The sequence below is a fragment of the Ruegeria meonggei genome (genome assembly GCF_042768335.1).
GTDB lineage: Bacteria > Pseudomonadota > Alphaproteobacteria > Rhodobacterales > Rhodobacteraceae > Ruegeria > Ruegeria meonggei.
Genome location: NZ_JAXHBT010000001.1, coordinates 1,604,440 through 1,618,953 on the forward strand (window position 1 = coordinate 1,604,440; position 14,514 = coordinate 1,618,953).

The 14,514-nt window shown below is 59.1% G+C and carries 14 protein-coding genes; 6 read left to right on the forward strand and 8 right to left on the reverse strand.

Annotated elements, in window-relative coordinates; genetic code table 11:
• From SJY13_RS07890 to SJY13_RS07900, 3 genes are read right to left on the reverse strand one after another with little or no spacing between them, the layout of a single operon-like run.
• A complete protein-coding gene (locus SJY13_RS07890) occupies positions 1–1,605 on the reverse strand; it encodes a carboxyl transferase domain-containing protein (protein WP_377189870.1) in 1,605 nt (534 codons plus the stop codon).
• Positions 1,602–2,108, reverse strand: coding sequence for a hypothetical protein (locus SJY13_RS07895; RefSeq protein WP_377189873.1), 507 nt, complete (start codon positions 2,106–2,108; stop codon positions 1,602–1,604). The genes SJY13_RS07890 and SJY13_RS07895 overlap by 4 nt, the downstream gene beginning before the upstream one ends.
• The gene (locus SJY13_RS07900) at positions 2,108–3,649 is read right to left on the reverse strand and encodes an AMP-binding protein (protein ID WP_377189876.1); all 1,542 of its coding nucleotides are present in this window, start codon (positions 3,647–3,649) and stop codon (positions 2,108–2,110) included. Before SJY13_RS07900 ends, SJY13_RS07895 begins: the two co-directional genes overlap by 1 nt.
• 136 nt (positions 3,650–3,785) lie before the next feature.
• Here SJY13_RS07900 and SJY13_RS07905 point away from each other — a divergent pair, with 136 nt between their 5' ends.
• Complete coding sequence (locus tag SJY13_RS07905; RefSeq protein WP_377189879.1) at positions 3,786–4,391, forward strand: OmpW/AlkL family protein; 606 nt, start codon at positions 3,786–3,788, stop codon at positions 4,389–4,391.
• A 53-nt stretch (positions 4,392–4,444) separates the two neighbouring features.
• On the opposite strand, the gene SJY13_RS07910 is transcribed toward SJY13_RS07905, so the two are convergent.
• The 4 genes from SJY13_RS07910 to SJY13_RS07925 all read right to left on the reverse strand — a co-directional run bounded on the left by SJY13_RS07910 (position 4,445) and on the right by SJY13_RS07925 (position 8,450).
• Positions 4,445–5,608 carry an isovaleryl-CoA dehydrogenase gene (locus SJY13_RS07910; protein WP_377189882.1) on the reverse strand — a complete coding sequence of 388 codons (1,164 nt, stop codon included), beginning with the start codon at positions 5,606–5,608 and terminating at the stop codon, positions 4,445–4,447.
• An 88-nt stretch (positions 5,609–5,696) separates the two neighbouring features.
• Positions 5,697–6,419: an EF-hand domain-containing protein gene (locus tag SJY13_RS07915; RefSeq protein ID WP_377189885.1), complete on the reverse strand. Its 723-nt coding sequence runs from the start codon at positions 6,417–6,419 to the stop codon at positions 5,697–5,699.
• Between the two features lie 120 nt (positions 6,420–6,539).
• Positions 6,540–7,739, reverse strand: a complete 1,200-nt coding sequence (locus SJY13_RS07920) for a DegT/DnrJ/EryC1/StrS family aminotransferase (protein WP_377189888.1) — start codon at positions 7,737–7,739, stop codon at positions 6,540–6,542.
• A 39-nt stretch (positions 7,740–7,778) separates the two neighbouring features.
• Positions 7,779–8,450: an HAD-IA family hydrolase gene (locus SJY13_RS07925; RefSeq protein ID WP_377189891.1), complete on the reverse strand. Its 672-nt coding sequence runs from the start codon at positions 8,448–8,450 to the stop codon at positions 7,779–7,781.
• A 133-nt stretch (positions 8,451–8,583) separates the two neighbouring features.
• Between SJY13_RS07925 and glmU the strand changes: the two genes are divergently transcribed.
• The 4 genes from glmU to SJY13_RS07945 are packed head-to-tail and all read left to right on the forward strand — an operon-like array spanning position 8,584 to position 13,000.
• Positions 8,584–9,936: a bifunctional UDP-N-acetylglucosamine diphosphorylase/glucosamine-1-phosphate N-acetyltransferase GlmU gene (gene glmU, locus SJY13_RS07930; protein WP_377189894.1), complete on the forward strand. Its 1,353-nt coding sequence runs from the start codon at positions 8,584–8,586 to the stop codon at positions 9,934–9,936.
• A gap of 5 nt (positions 9,937–9,941) precedes the next feature.
• Positions 9,942–11,765 carry a glutamine--fructose-6-phosphate transaminase (isomerizing) gene (gene glmS / locus SJY13_RS07935; protein WP_085821161.1) on the forward strand — a complete coding sequence of 608 codons (1,824 nt, stop codon included), beginning with the start codon at positions 9,942–9,944 and terminating at the stop codon, positions 11,763–11,765.
• A 3-nt stretch (positions 11,766–11,768) separates the two neighbouring features.
• Complete coding sequence (locus SJY13_RS07940; protein WP_377189898.1) at positions 11,769–12,314, forward strand: pyridoxamine 5'-phosphate oxidase family protein; 546 nt, start codon at positions 11,769–11,771, stop codon at positions 12,312–12,314.
• Positions 12,311–13,000: a DNA alkylation repair protein gene (locus SJY13_RS07945; protein ID WP_085821163.1), complete on the forward strand. Its 690-nt coding sequence runs from the start codon at positions 12,311–12,313 to the stop codon at positions 12,998–13,000. Before SJY13_RS07940 ends, SJY13_RS07945 begins: the two co-directional genes overlap by 4 nt.
• Here SJY13_RS07945 and SJY13_RS07950 read toward each other — a convergent pair.
• Entirely contained in the window at positions 12,988–13,416 is a 429-nt protein-coding gene (locus SJY13_RS07950; protein ID WP_377189902.1) for a hypothetical protein, read from the reverse strand. The two genes, SJY13_RS07945 and SJY13_RS07950, sit on opposite strands and share 13 nt — an antisense overlap.
• A gap of 90 nt (positions 13,417–13,506) precedes the next feature.
• Between SJY13_RS07950 and moaA the strand changes: the two genes are divergently transcribed.
• Positions 13,507–14,514, forward strand: coding sequence for a GTP 3',8-cyclase MoaA (gene moaA / locus SJY13_RS07955; protein WP_377189905.1), 1,008 nt, complete (start codon positions 13,507–13,509; stop codon positions 14,512–14,514).

The window sequence follows — 14,514 nt, forward strand, 5'->3', positions numbered from 1 at the left end:
CTACATCCTGAACACGCCGAAACGTGTCTCCTCAATCGGGGCGTTCAGCGCGGCGTTCAGCGACAAGGCCAGCACATCGCGGCTTTTGCGCGGGTCGATGATGCCGTCATCCCACAACCGGGCCGACGCGTAGAGCGGATGGGATTGTTCCTCGAACATCTCGAGCGTTGGGCGCTTGAACTCGGCCTCTTCCTCATCGGTCCAACTACCGCCCTGCCGTTCGATCCCGTCGCGTTTGACAGTGGCCAACACGCCCGCCGCCTGCTCTCCGCCCATGACCGAAATGCGCGAGTTCGGCCAGGTCCACAGGAACCGCGGCTGATAGGCGCGGCCTGCCATCCCGTAATTCCCTGCCCCGAATGAGCCACCCACCAGCATGGTGATCTTGGGCACATTCGTCGTGGCCACGGCGGTCACCATCTTGGCCCCGTGCCGCGCGATGCCTTCGTTTTCGTATTTGCGGCCCACCATGAAGCCGGTGATATTCTGCAGGAACACCAAAGGGATGTTGCGTTGCGAGCAGAGTTCAACGAAGTGTGCGCCCTTCTGCGCGGCCTCGGAAAACAGCACACCGTTGTTGGCGATGATCCCAACAGGGCAGCCTTTGACATGGGCGAACCCGGTCACCAGAGTCTCACCAAAGCGCGGTTTGAACTCGTCAAAGCGCGAGCCATCGACCAGCCGCGCAATCACCTCGCGGATATCATAAGGCGTGCGCAGATCGGCAGGGACGACGCCCAGAATTTCCTCGGGGTCATAGGCCGGGTCTTCGGGGCTGGCCCAATCCACCGTTTGCGGTTTGTGCCGGTTCAGCGACCCTACAGCGCGCCGCGCCAAGGCCAGCGCGTGGGCGTCATCCTCGGCCAAATAGTCAGCCACGCCCGAGAGGCGCGTATGCACATCGCCACCGCCCAGATCTTCGGCGCTAACCACTTCTCCGGTCGCGGCCTTGACCAGAGGCGGGCCGGCCAGAAAGATCGTGCCCTGATCGCGCACAATGATGGTCACATCCGACATTGCAGGCACATAGGCGCCACCCGCCGTGCACGAGCCCATGACTACCGCGATCTGAGGGATGCCCTTGGCGCTCATCCGTGCCTGATTATAGAAGATACGGCCAAAGTGGTCGCGGTCGGGAAAGACCTCATCCTGATTGGGCAGGTTCGCCCCTCCACTGTCGACCAGATAGATGCAGGGCAGATGATTTTCCTCGGCAATCTCCTGCGCGCGCAGGTGTTTCTTGACCGACATCGGGTAATAGGTACCGCCCTTCACGGTGGCGTCGTTACAGACCACCATGACCTCTTGCCCCTGCACCCGGCCAATACCTGCGATGACCCCGGCGCTGGGGGCGGCATCGCCATACATCCCATGCGCCGCCGTCGCGCCGATCTCAAGGAACGGAGACCCCGGATCGAGCAGGTTCGCCACCCGGCGTCGCGGCAGCATTTTGCCCCGCGAGTTATGCCGTGCGCGGGATTTTTCACCACCGCCCATACGCGCCGCTTCGGCAGCGGCAGAGATTTGCGCCAGCGCGTCGAGATGGGCAGTGCGGTTTGCCTTGAAGCCCTCGGAGGTGGGCATGGCTTTGGATGTGAGTTTCATTCCCTATTTTCCTTAAGCAACCTTTGGGCATATCGCCAGTCGAGCCATCTTAGAGTTACATCCAACAACTCGCACTCCAACTCGGGAACTTCGTTGTCACACGTTTCGAATGATGGCTTGGATGCACGACCTACAGCGTTTTCGTAGGATCGAAGCTTGAACCCTCTGAGATTGATTTCCGCCGGTAAGGAACTCGATATTTCCTTACCTTTGAGACGCAGATGATCAATGAAGATCATCTGACAGCTTTCTTCTCGGTCGTCAGAAATTCGGCCTGTGCAGTAACCCAGCGCCTGTGTAAGGCAATCAGCATCAAGTGTCATTTTGGAGATTGTAACTTTTGTCGAGGCGCTTAGCTCCGTGCAACCATCGAACCATTCTTCAATCCAGATGACCGGTTCCTCTGGTTCGTCAATAGAATACTCACCAATAGAATCCGCCAATCCAACGCTTGATAACATCGCAAATGGAGCAAGGAAAAAAGAAACAAAAAAACTCCTCATCACGTAGAGCTCACACCCATAGTCAATTCAGATTTTGCCATCTGCTTCAATTCCTTCCGAATAACCTTCCCGGTCACGGTCATCGGCAATTCCTCCAGAAATGCCACCTCGCGCGGGTAGGAATACTGCGCCAAACGGTCCTTGACCCACTCCTGTAACTCTGCGCCCGAGGCCTCGGCCCCCGGTTTCAACACCACATAGGCCTTGACGATCTCGGTCCGCAGTGGGTCAGGTTTACCGACCACGCCAACCGTCGCCACCGCCGGGTGGGTCAGCAGGCAATCCTCGATCTCGGCCGGGCCGATGCGGTATCCGGCCGAGGTAATCACGTCATCATCGCGACCGACAAAGCGCAGATAGTCGCACTCCCACACACCACGGTCGCCGGTGATCAACCAGTCGCCCCGGAACTTCTCAGCCGTCGCCTCAGGGCGGTTCCAATATTCCAACAGCATCGAGGCCGATCCTCGCCGGATGGCCACATCGCCCTCATCGCTGGTTGGCGCGCCGTTCTCGTCGATGACCGCAATCTCATGCCCCGGCACCGGCTTGCCGATACAGCCCGGGCGCGCGGGAAAGTCCTCAGTGCAGGACGACACCACCATGTTGCATTCGGTCTGGCCGTAAAACTCGTTGATCGTCAGGCCAAACGCCTGTTGCCCCCAGGCCAACATTTCAGCCCCCAAAGGCTCACCCCCAGACGCGACCGAGCGCAGCCCCGGAATACGTTGATCGGTGGCCTTCAACATCCGCAGCGCGGTTGGCGGAAAGAACACATTCCGCACACCGCCGCGCGTGATCACATCGACGCAGGCCTCGGGCGTGAATTTTTCCAAACGCGCGGCCACAACCGGAATGCCCAGCGCCAGCCCTGGCATCAGCACATCAAACAGCCCGCCGATCCAGGCCCAATCGGCAGGCGTCCACAGGCAATCGCCGTCACGCAAATGGTTGTGGCTGATGGAGACACCCGGCAGGTGCCCCGTCAGAACCCGGTGCCCATGCAGGGCACCCTTGGGTTTGCCCGTGGTGCCAGAGGTATAGATCAGCACCGCCGGGTCGTCGGGGCCGGTCTCTGCAAAGGGCAGCGGATTGTCCGAAGGTGTGATCTGATCAACCTGCAACGACCGGGCCAGGTCACCCAGCAGCGTGGCCCCTTCGGCATCGGTCAGAACAACCTGCGCCCCGGCATCCCCAATGCGCGACGCCAGCGCATCCTGCTGAAACAGTTTGAACAGCGGCACCGAGATCGCGCCGATCTTCCAAATCGCCAGATGGGCCGCTGCGCACATAGGCGACTGGCTGAGCAACACGCCCACGCGGTCTCCGGGGCTCACCTTTTGTAGCAAGGTATGTGCAATTCCATTCGTCAACCGCTCCAGCTGTCCAAAGCTGATGATCTGATCGCCACCCTCACTCACAGTGACAATCGCCGTGTTTTCGCGCGGTTGGGACAGGCACTGACGCGCCATATTGAGTCGATCCGGAATCATCCAGCCTCCACCCTGGCGCAACCCCGGTATGCCGTTATTGGGACGCATAATCGAAGTCCCTTATTTTCCTGAGCTTTCCCGGATACACGCCGTTTCCCGCTGTCACGGAAACTTGATGCAGATCAGAGTAGGCGCGGCCTGCGTCCTGCAAAACACCCTCATCAACAAATTCAAAGGCCGTAAAATGACCAATAAACTCGCCGCTTTGGCTCTTTCGACCGCGCTTGTCGCGCTTGCCGCACCCGCTTTCGCCCAAAATCAAGGAGACTGGACCGTCGGTGTCGGTGTTGGCTACCTGGACCCGAAATCCGACAACGGAACCCTGGCCGGGCTGGACGCCGACGTAGACGCGGACACCCGCCCGATCTTTACCGCCGAATACTTTGTCCGGGACAATCTGGGCATCGAATTGCTGGCAGCCACCCCGTTCAGCCACGAAGTCACCTTGGGGGGTAGCATCGACGCAGGCACCGTCAAACACCTGCCGCCCACCCTGTCGCTGAACTACCACTTTGCGACCAACAGCGCCTGGAAGCCTTATGTTGGCGCAGGCATCAACTACACCATCTTCTTTGACGAGAAATCGGCCTTGGGTGATCTCGAACTCGACAACTCGGTCGGTCTCGCGCTGCAGGCCGGTCTGGATTATATGGTCACCGAAAAAGGCGCTGTGCGTTTGAACGTACGCTGGTTCGACATCGACTCGGACGTCAAACTGAACGGCGCCGATATCGGCACCGCTGAAATCGATCCTTGGCTGGTCGGCGTGTCTTACGTTCACCGCTTCTGATCCTTTCACGTAACGCCCCGCTGTCTCCCTCGTCAGCGGGGCGTTTTCTTTACTCAGAGCATTTCGTTCATCAGTTCCCGCCCGATCAGCATCCGGCGGATTTCGCTGGTGCCGGCGCCAATCTCCATCAGCTTGGCGTCGCGGAATATCCGGCTGACTGTCGAATCCGCCAGGAACCCGGCCCCGCCCATTGCCTGAACCGCCTGATGCGCCTGTGTCATCGCCTGTTCCGAGGCATACAGACAGCACGCCGCCGCATCCTGCCGCGTCACATCCCCACGGTCACAGGCTTTGGCAACCTCATAGACATACGCCCGGGCCGAGTTCATCGCGGTATACATGTCGGCAATTTTGCCCTGCATCAGTTGGAAGCTACCGATGGGTTTGCCAAACTGCTTACGTTCGGCCAGATAAGGCATGATCTCATCCAGACACGCAGCGATGATACCGGTTCCGATCCCGGCCAGAACCACGCGTTCGTAATCCAACCCGGACATCAGAACCGCAACGCCCTGACCCTCTTCACCAAGCACATTTTCAAACGGCACCTCGACATCTTCGAAAATCAGCTCAGCCGTGTTTGACCCGCGCATCCCCAGCTTGTCGAAATGGGGTGAGGTGGAAAAGCCCGTCATCTCTTTTTCGATCAGGAATGCAGTGATCCCTTTTGAGCCCGCATCTGGATCGGTTTTGGCATAAACAACCAGCGTATCCGCATCCGGGCCGTTGGTGATCCAGTATTTGCTGCCATTCAGCCGGTAATGATCGTTGCGCTTTTCGGCGCGCAACTTCATCGACACGACATCGGACCCGGCCGAGGCCTCGGACATTGCCAGCGCGCCCACATGTTCACCTGAAACCAGGCGCGGCAGGTATTTCGCACGCTGTTCGTCACTGCCGTTCAGCTTGATCTGGTTGACGCACAGATTCGAATGCGCCCCGTAGGACAGCGAGACCGAGGCCGAGGCGCGCGCCACTTCCTCGACCGCAACGGTATGAGCCAGGTAAGACATCCCCGCGCCGCCGTATTCTTCGGGCACGGTGATGCCAAGCAGGCCCAGTTCACCCATCTCTGCCCATAATTCATTGGGAAAAGCATTGGCCTTGTCGATCTCGGCCGCCATCGGCTTGACCCGCTCTTGCGCCCATCGATGGACCATTTTACGCAGTTCATTGACGTCATCGCCGAGATCAAAAGTCATGGTTGCCTGGAACATATCTTCTTCCTCTGCGCCATAGGGAGCTAATTGAACACTTGTTCATTAATAGCGGCGAGAGTGATATCTGTCCAGTCGGAATGCGGACTTAGTGGTTGACGAATTCTCCCAGGCTGATCCTGCCGTCCCCATCTGTATCCAGTTGCTCCAGAATCTCCGGTGAGCGGGCAGCGCTATGCATACCAATGGCTGCCCTGCATTCGGCACTGACTTTCGCCTCGTCTTCGCGAAAGCCGAACTCCAATTCAGCCAGACTTACAAACCCATCATTGTTTATGTCCGCTGATGTAAAATCGTCGGCTCTAAAGCGTTCGTTTGCGGCGACAACTTCGGGCAAGGTAATCCGGCCGTCCTTGTCAGCGTCCGAAAACCCAATCGCTTCCTCTGCCATCTCTTCCGGCGACATCGACCATACGCGCGCAAGCTCGCTTCCGTCGCAGTCGGGGGGCAAGTTCACTTCGGCGGCTTGCTGCGACATGTACTGCATCATTTCAATGCGATCGACAAACCCGTCGCCATTTGCGTCCTTCGCACGGAAGTTGCCTGCAAAATCAGTCTTGGCCTGCGCCCCGGACAGGGAAACGGCAGCCAGTAAAGCGACGGTGAGCGCCACCGGCGACGCAGTGATTGAAATCTTCTTCAAGGTTGAGACCTCCTTCATTTTGGAATGAGGCACCCCATCTTCGGCGATCAGTCTGCGCAACGCTGCACTCATGGTTTCCCCACGGGCTGCGACCCGTGCGTAAAACGCATTTTTTTCCGACAGGCTAAGCCTGACTTCGAGGGATTCTGATTTCTTTTCTTTACGCATAGCTTCGCAACGTTTTTGATGATGTGCCCTGCCCATAACGCAAGAGCATCGCAAAAATGCTAGCAGTGCAGCGCCCGGACGCGAGTGTTTTCGTGTCCGGACACGCCTTTTGGGGCGAAATCAGGACGTCGCCTGGTTGTGAATGCGTGTCACTTCATCCCGGATGATCCGGGCAATCAATTCGCAGTCTTCCAGCGAGAATGTCAAAGGCACGCGCATGTCCATGATTCCCGCCAGTACCCGGTCGCTGTTCGGCATGCGCGTGCTATCGGCATAGCGCCAACTGTCATAGCGCGAGGTAAATCCAGTGGGCTCAGCACCGCCGAACCACTTCAGTTCCACACCGCGCGCGGCGCATCGCTCAATGACCACAGCGATGGTATCTGCCGACCAGTCCAGCAACAGGAACTGAATCGAAGACCCGACATAGGTTTCGGCTTCGGGCCGTTCCACAATCGTCAGACCGGGGGTATCGCGCAGACCCTGTTCGACCCGCTCATACCTTTCGTTCCAGCGCTGCACCTGGTGATCCAGATCGCGCAATTGCGGGCGCAGGATCGCCGCGCGCAGGTTGTCCATCCGCCCCGAGACATTGGGCGTGGTGTATTTTATCCGCTCAAAAACCTCTGGCCCAGGGGCTGCCAGATGACGTTCATACAGCATGTATGAGCCGGAAAGCATCGTCGCCTTGGCCGCAAGCTCTTCGTCATCGGTGATCAGCAGGCCACCTTCACCTGAATTTACATGTTTGTAGGTCTGACAGGAGTAGCACCCAACAGCCCCCTGACGGCCCGACAATTGGCCGCGCCAGGCCGCACCCATGGTGTGGGCGCAATCCTCGATCACAGTCACACCCGCGGCGTCGCACATCCGCATCAGCCGATCCATGTCGCACAGATGTCCACGCATATGGCTGAGCATCAGAACACGCGCCTGGTCCAGCTTGGCTTGCAGATCGTCCAAATCAATTGTCAGGCCTGCTGTTACCCCAACAAAAACCGGCCGCGCGCCAACTGAGGCGATCGACCCCGGCACCGGGGCCAGCGTGAAAGCGTTGGTCAGAACCGGATCACCGGGCTGCACCCCTACCGCCCGCAATGCGGTCGCCATCGCGTAACCGCCCGAAGCCACTGCCAAACAGTACTTTGCACCCATCCGGGCCGCGAATTCCTGTTCCAGCAGCGCAGTCTCGCCCAATTCACCAGGTGCGACGTTATAGCGATGCAAGCGCCCGTGGCGCATCACGGCCAGCGCGGCCTCGATCGCCTCATCTGGGATGGGTTCCTGTTGGGTGAAACTGCCAGTGAATATCTCGTTCATGGGTTTGTTTTGGTACCGTCAGCGTTACGCGTCAAGAGATCACGCCGCCGCACCGATCAGGTCAGCCACCAGATCAGGCAGATCGTCGAAGTGATGCAACAGCGCTTCGGGCTCCAAAGCGGCCATGTCGTCACCGGATGGACCAAACGTAACCAGCACCGACGGCACACCCGCCGCGCGGGCCGTATTTCGGTCGGTATCGGAATCACCGATCAGTACACACAGGTCCGGGTGCCCGCCTGCCCGCCGCGCGGCCTCACGCAAGGGTTCCGGATCCGGCTTTCGCACCGGCAAAGTGTCAGCCCCGACCAATGAGGCAAACTGATCGCGCACGCCCATCTGGCTCAGCAGTTGATCGGCGAGCGCCTCGGGTTTGTTGGTGCAGATGCCCACGCCGTATCCTGCCGTTTTCAAATGCTCGACCGCCTGAAGCGCACCGGGATAGAATTGTGTATGCGTGTCGATGGCTTTCGAATACGCCTCAAGCAGCATTGGATAATAGCTCAGGACGGTTTGTTCATCGTACTCCCCGACCCGATTCAACCCGTGGCTCAGCATCATCCGGCCACCGCGCAACGCAATCCCTGCATCCTGCCCATGGACCAGCACATCGCCGTGCCCCATATGGCGAAAACAGTGGTTGGCGGCCTCAAGCAAATCACCCGACGTATCGGCCAAAGTTCCGTCCAGATCGAAGATAACTGTGCGCATTTTGCCTCTCGCCTCGGCGGTTTCCCGCCATCAGATGTTGCAAACGGCAATCTTGTTTGATGCCCGAACCGCTTGCGCCTTTGCCCTCAGCGGATAAAACGGACGGCAACAAAACAAAAGAGAAATCGTTTTCATGAGTACTGCTCTTGTCATCCTTGCCGCCGGCAAAGGCACCAGGATGAATTCGGACATCCCCAAAGTCCTCCATCCTATCGCCCAGGCCCCCATGCTGGTTCACGCCATGCGGGCTGGCGCTGTCCTTTCGCCCGAACGCACCGTGATCGTCACCGGGCATGGGTCAGAGGCCGTTGCAAAGGCCGCCGCTGACGAAGACGAGACAGCGCAGATCGCGATTCAGGAAGAGCAGTTGGGAACAGCCCACGCCGTCGGTCAGGCGCGGGACGCTTTGGATGGATTTTCCGGCGACGTGGTGGTGCTGTACGGAGATACACCGTTCCTTCAGCCTGACACGCTTGAACGGATGATCGCCGCGCGGGCAGAAAACGATCTAGTCATCCTGGGGTTCGAGGCCGCAGATCCCGCCCGCTATGGTCGCCTGATGATGGATGGCGAGACGCTGGAGCGGATTGTGGAATTCAAGGACGCCTCGGATGAGGAGCGCGCAATAACTTTTTGTAATTCTGGTCTTTTGGCCTGTAATGCGCAAACGTTGTTTATGTTGATTGACGCGGTTGGAAACAACAACGCGTCACGGGAATACTATTTGACAGACGTCGTCGAAATTGCCCGCAATCGGGGGCTGCAGGTCACAGCGGTCGCCTGTGATGAGGAACAGACACTGGGCGTAAACTCACGCGCGGATCTGGCCGTTGCGGATGCGGTTTTTCAGGCCCGCGCCAGGACAGAACTGCTGGAATTGGGTGTCACCCTGATGGCGCCCGAAACCGTTTATCTGGCGGCTGACACGATCATCGGCCGCGATACGGTGATTGAACCCAACGTGGTCTTTGGCGCCGGCGTCACCGTTGAAAGCGGCGCGACGATCCGGGCGTTTTCGCATCTTGAGGGTTGCCATGTCAGCCGCGGTGCCGTCGTCGGCCCCTATGCCCGCCTGCGCCCCGGTGCAGAGCTGGCCGAAAACACCCGCGTCGGCAATTTCGTTGAAATCAAGAATGCCGAGATTGCCGAAGGCGCAAAGGTCAACCACCTCAGCTATATTGGCGATGCCTCGGTGGGTGCTGCCTCGAACATCGGTGCGGGCACGATCACCTGCAACTATGATGGCGTGATGAAACACCGCACCACGATTGGCGAGAATGTGTTTGTCGGATCGAACACCATGCTGGTGGCCCCGATCACGCTGGGGGATGGTGCGATGACGGCGACCGGAACGGTGGTGACGCGAGATGTCGAGCCGGACGCGCTGGCCGTGGCACGTGCCAAGCAGGACAACAAATTGGGCTATGCCCGCAAATTGTTTGATATGTTGAAGGCGAAGAAGGCTCGCCGCGACAAAGGAGCCTGAGACGGATGTGTGGAATTGTAGGTGTATTGGGACAGCACGAAGCTGCCCCGATTTTGGTCGAGGCGCTAAAGCGTCTGGAATACCGTGGTTATGACAGCGCGGGCATAGCCACGGTCAACGATGGGACGCTGGGGCGCAGGCGGGCGGTGGGCAAGCTGGTCAATCTCAGCGACCTGCTGGTGCACGACCCTCTGCGCGGCAAGTCCGGTATCGGTCACACCCGATGGGCCACCCACGGGGCACCGTCGGTTGGCAATGCGCACCCGCACAAGGCCGGGCCGGTCGCTGTTGTCCATAACGGTATTGTCGAAAACTACCGTGAACTGCGTGCTGAACTGGCGGATCACGGGATCGGGTTCGAAACAGAAACTGACACGGAAACCGTCGCCCTGATGGCCGAACATCTGCTGAAATCCGGGCTGTCCCCGGTTGAGGCGGCGTACCAGACCATCGATCGGCTGCAAGGTGCCTTTGCACTGGCATTCTTGTTTGACGGGCAGGACGATCTGATCGTTGCCGCGCGCAAAGGCTCGCCGCTGGCTATCGGGCATGGGGACGGAGAGATGTTCGTTGGCTCGGACGCCATCGCGCTGGCACCGTTGACCGACCGCATCACCTATCTGGAGGAAGGCGACCGGGCCGTACTGACCCGAACCTCGCTGGAAATCCGCACCGAGGCGGGTGAGCTTGCAAATCGCGAAATCCGAAAGATCAAACTGGACCACGCGCGCACCGACAAGGCTGGTCACAAGCATTTCATGGCCAAAGAGATCGCCGAACAGCCCGTCGTTGTGGCCGAGGCGATCCGCTCGTATCTGCCCACGGGCGGGGACCGGGTGGTTCTGCCTGACACGGATCTTGATTTCACCAAGCTGGATCGGTTGACAATGGTCGCCTGTGGTACGGCGTTCTATGCCTGCCTGACCGCCAAATACTGGTTCGAACAACTGGCCAAGATGCCGGTTGAGGTCGATATCGCCAGCGAATTCCGGTATCGAGAGCCGCCTATCAGCGACCGAACGGCCGCACTGTTTGTCAGCCAGTCCGGCGAAACCGCCGACACGCTGGCGGCGCTGCGCTATTGCGAGGGCAAGGCGGACAAGATCGTCTCGGTGATCAATGTCCCCGAAAGCTCGATCGCGCGGGAAAGTGATATTGCTCTGCCGATCCATGCCGGTGTTGAAATCGGCGTGGCCTCGACCAAGGCCTTTACCTGCCAGCTGAGCGTGTTGTTGATGCTGGCGCTGAAAGCCGCGGCTGACCGGGGCACGCTAACGGACGAGGAACTGGCCGATCACACCGCCGCCCTGCGGGGCCTGCCGACAGTGCTCAACGCAGCGCTGGATCAGGACCGCGCCATCAGGAAATCCGCCCAACGTCTGTCCGAAGCGCGCGACGTCCTGTTTCTGGGCCGTGGGTTGATGTACCCGCTGGCCATGGAAGGCGCGCTGAAGCTAAAGGAAATCAGCTATATCCACGCCGAAGGTTACGCGTCGGGTGAACTGAAACACGGACCCATTGCGCTGATCGACAAGCATATGCCGGTGGTCGTAATGGCCCCACGCGACGCGGTCTTCGACAAGACCGTTTCGAACATGCAAGAGGTGATGGCCCGCAAGGGCAAGGTTATCCTTGTCTCGGACGACGACGGTATTGCCGAAGCCGAAGACGGGGTCTGGAGCACCATCCGAATGCCCCATGTGCACACCAGCCTCGCCCCAATCCTGTATTCGGTTCCTGCCCAACTGCTGGCCTATCATACAGCCGTCGCCAAAGGCACCGACGTGGACCAACCCCGCAATCTGGCGAAATCCGTAACAGTGGAGTGAGACATGGCCAAACAATTCCCGGAACTGGACGATGCCCAGCGCAAGTTCATCGAAGAACAGCACATGTTCTTTGTCGGCACAGCCGGAACCGAGGGACGGGTCAACATCTCACCCAAGGGGATGGATTCGCTGCGGGTTCTGGGGCCGAACCGAATTGCCTGGATGAACCTGACCGGCAGCGGTAACGAAACCGCCGGGCACCTGCTTGAGGTTAACCGCATGACGCTGATGTGGTGTTCGTTCACAACCCGCCCGCTGATTCTGCGCACCTATGGCACCGCGCGCACGGTGCATGTGGGGGATGAAGGCTGGGACGAACTGGCCGCGCTGTTCCCGACCCACCGCAGCGCACGGCAGGTCTATGATCTAGAGATCGATCTGGTTCAGACCTCCTGCGGCTACGCGGTGCCGTTCATGGAATACCAGTCCGAGCGTGACACGATGCAGAAATGGGTAGATGGCAAGTCGGACGACCAAATTCAGGCCTATTGGACCGATAGGAACCACCAGACGATCGACGGCAAACCCACGCGCGCGTTGAACCAATGACGCCAGGCGCTTATCTGGACCAGATCAAGGCCCATGCCAATCCCGAGCGTGCCGAACAGATGGCTGCCTATCACAAGGTCGACCGGGCGCATCTGGGTGTATCAAACCCCATCCTGAACGACCTGACCAAATCGTGGCGGCAGGAATTGGATGTCCCGGCCCGTGTGAACTTGGCAGACGCCCTTTGGCAGACAAATATTCACGAGGGGCGTCTGGCCGCAGCCAAACTGCTGACGCAGGCGCGTATCCGGCCAGATGACGCCGTTTGGAATCTGCTGCAAAGCTGGCTGCCCGATTTTGACGCCTGGGCCGTGGCCGATCACGCCTGTATGGCGATGCAGAAACGCCTGTCAGCTGATCCGGCCCGGCTGGATCAGGTCGAAGCCTGGACCCAATCCGACCATATGTGGACCCGGCGCGCCGCGCTAGTGGCGACTTTGCCCTGGACCAAACAGAACCATCCCAAACCGGATGATCTGATCCACCGCGACCGTGTCCTCGGCTGGGCAGCAGGATATGTGCCCGACCGTGACTGGTTTATTCAAAAGGCCATAGCCTGGTGGCTGCGCGAGCTGTCCAAACATGACGCGGCCCGCGTGATTGCCTTTCTAGAGAAGCATGGCGAGGCGATGAAGCCATTTGCCCGGCGCGAAGCAGGCAAATACCTCAAAGATCAATTGGCATAGACCTCAAGTTCGACCAATTCATCAAACGGCAGCAACAGCGCCCGCATCGCATCCAGCGACAGGCGACTGCCCCCGCTTTCTGGCCCTGATACAGGTACCAAGGCGATATAGGCTTGCGCACCGGTCCGCGGCACGACAACCCGCCCGGTGAATTCGGTGTCAACCAGCGGTGTTTCCATCCATCGGCCCGGCGTTGTCGGGTCGCCCAGCCCTGCGATAGTGGTCTTTGCCCCTACCCATCCAGCTGCTGTCGCCGCGACAGGCTCGGGGTCCGTTGTTTCGTCAACCGCGGCTTCGACAGCGGCCGGTTCTGTCCCGGCGGCTGCTTTGTCGCCGCCAAAAACCCGATCCGTCGTGGACCGAATGGTGGCGCACCCGGCGACCAGAATACAAAAGGCTAATAGTACGTATCTCATATCGCCAATCTACCGCCCTGTGCCTATCTGTACCAGCGCAAAGGAAAGTTCTCCCTTGTCGCAGGCAGATGTCAGCTTTACCTATGTCACATGACAGCTCCTCTCATCGACCCGTTCGCACGTGCCATCACCTATCTCCGCGTCTCCGTCACGGACCGCTGCGATTTCCGCTGTGTCTACTGCATGTCCGAGGACATGAAGTTTCTGCCCAAGAAAGACCTGCTGACGTTGGAGGAGTTGGACCGCATGTGCACCGCCTTCGTGCATATGGGCGTGGAAAAGCTGCGCATCACCGGGGGCGAACCTCTGGTGCGTCGGAATATCATGTCTTTTTTCAACGCGATGACCCGGCACCTGGACAGCGGCGCCTTGAAGGAACTCACGCTGACAACCAACGGCTCGCAACTGCACCGCTTTGCGGACGATCTCTATGCGGCGGGCGTGCGCCGGGTGAATGTATCACTGGACACGCTGGATGAGGACAAGTTCAGCCAAATCACCCGCTGGGGCCGTCTGAAACAAGTGCTCAACGGCATTGACGCCGCACAAAAAGCCGGTCTGCGGGTCAAGATCAACGCCGTAGCGCTGAAAGGCTTCAACGAACCGGAACTGCCTCAAATCACTCAATGGTGTGCCGAACGTGATATGGACCTGACCTGGATCGAGGTTATGCCCATGGGCGACATCGGCAACGAAGATCGGTTGGATCAGTACTGGTCGCTCAAGGACGTGCGCAAAGAATACGAGAACCACTATACCGTGACCGATCTGGCCGAACGCACCGGCGGCCCGGCCCGCTATGTGCGGCTTGAGGAAACCAACCAAAAGATCGGCTTCATTACACCGCTGTCACATAACTTCTGTGAAAGCTGCAATCGCGTGCGTCTGACATGCACCGGTGAGCTGTATATGTGCCTCGGACAAGAGGACATGGCCGACTTGCGCGGCGCGCTGCGCGATCACCCCGATACCGAGCAACCGCTCGAAGATGCCATCCGGGCCGCGATCAACCTGAAACCCAAAGGGCATGATTTCGATTACTCGCGCCAATCGGTCGACGGCAAGATGAGCCGCCACATGAGCCATACAGGCGGCTGA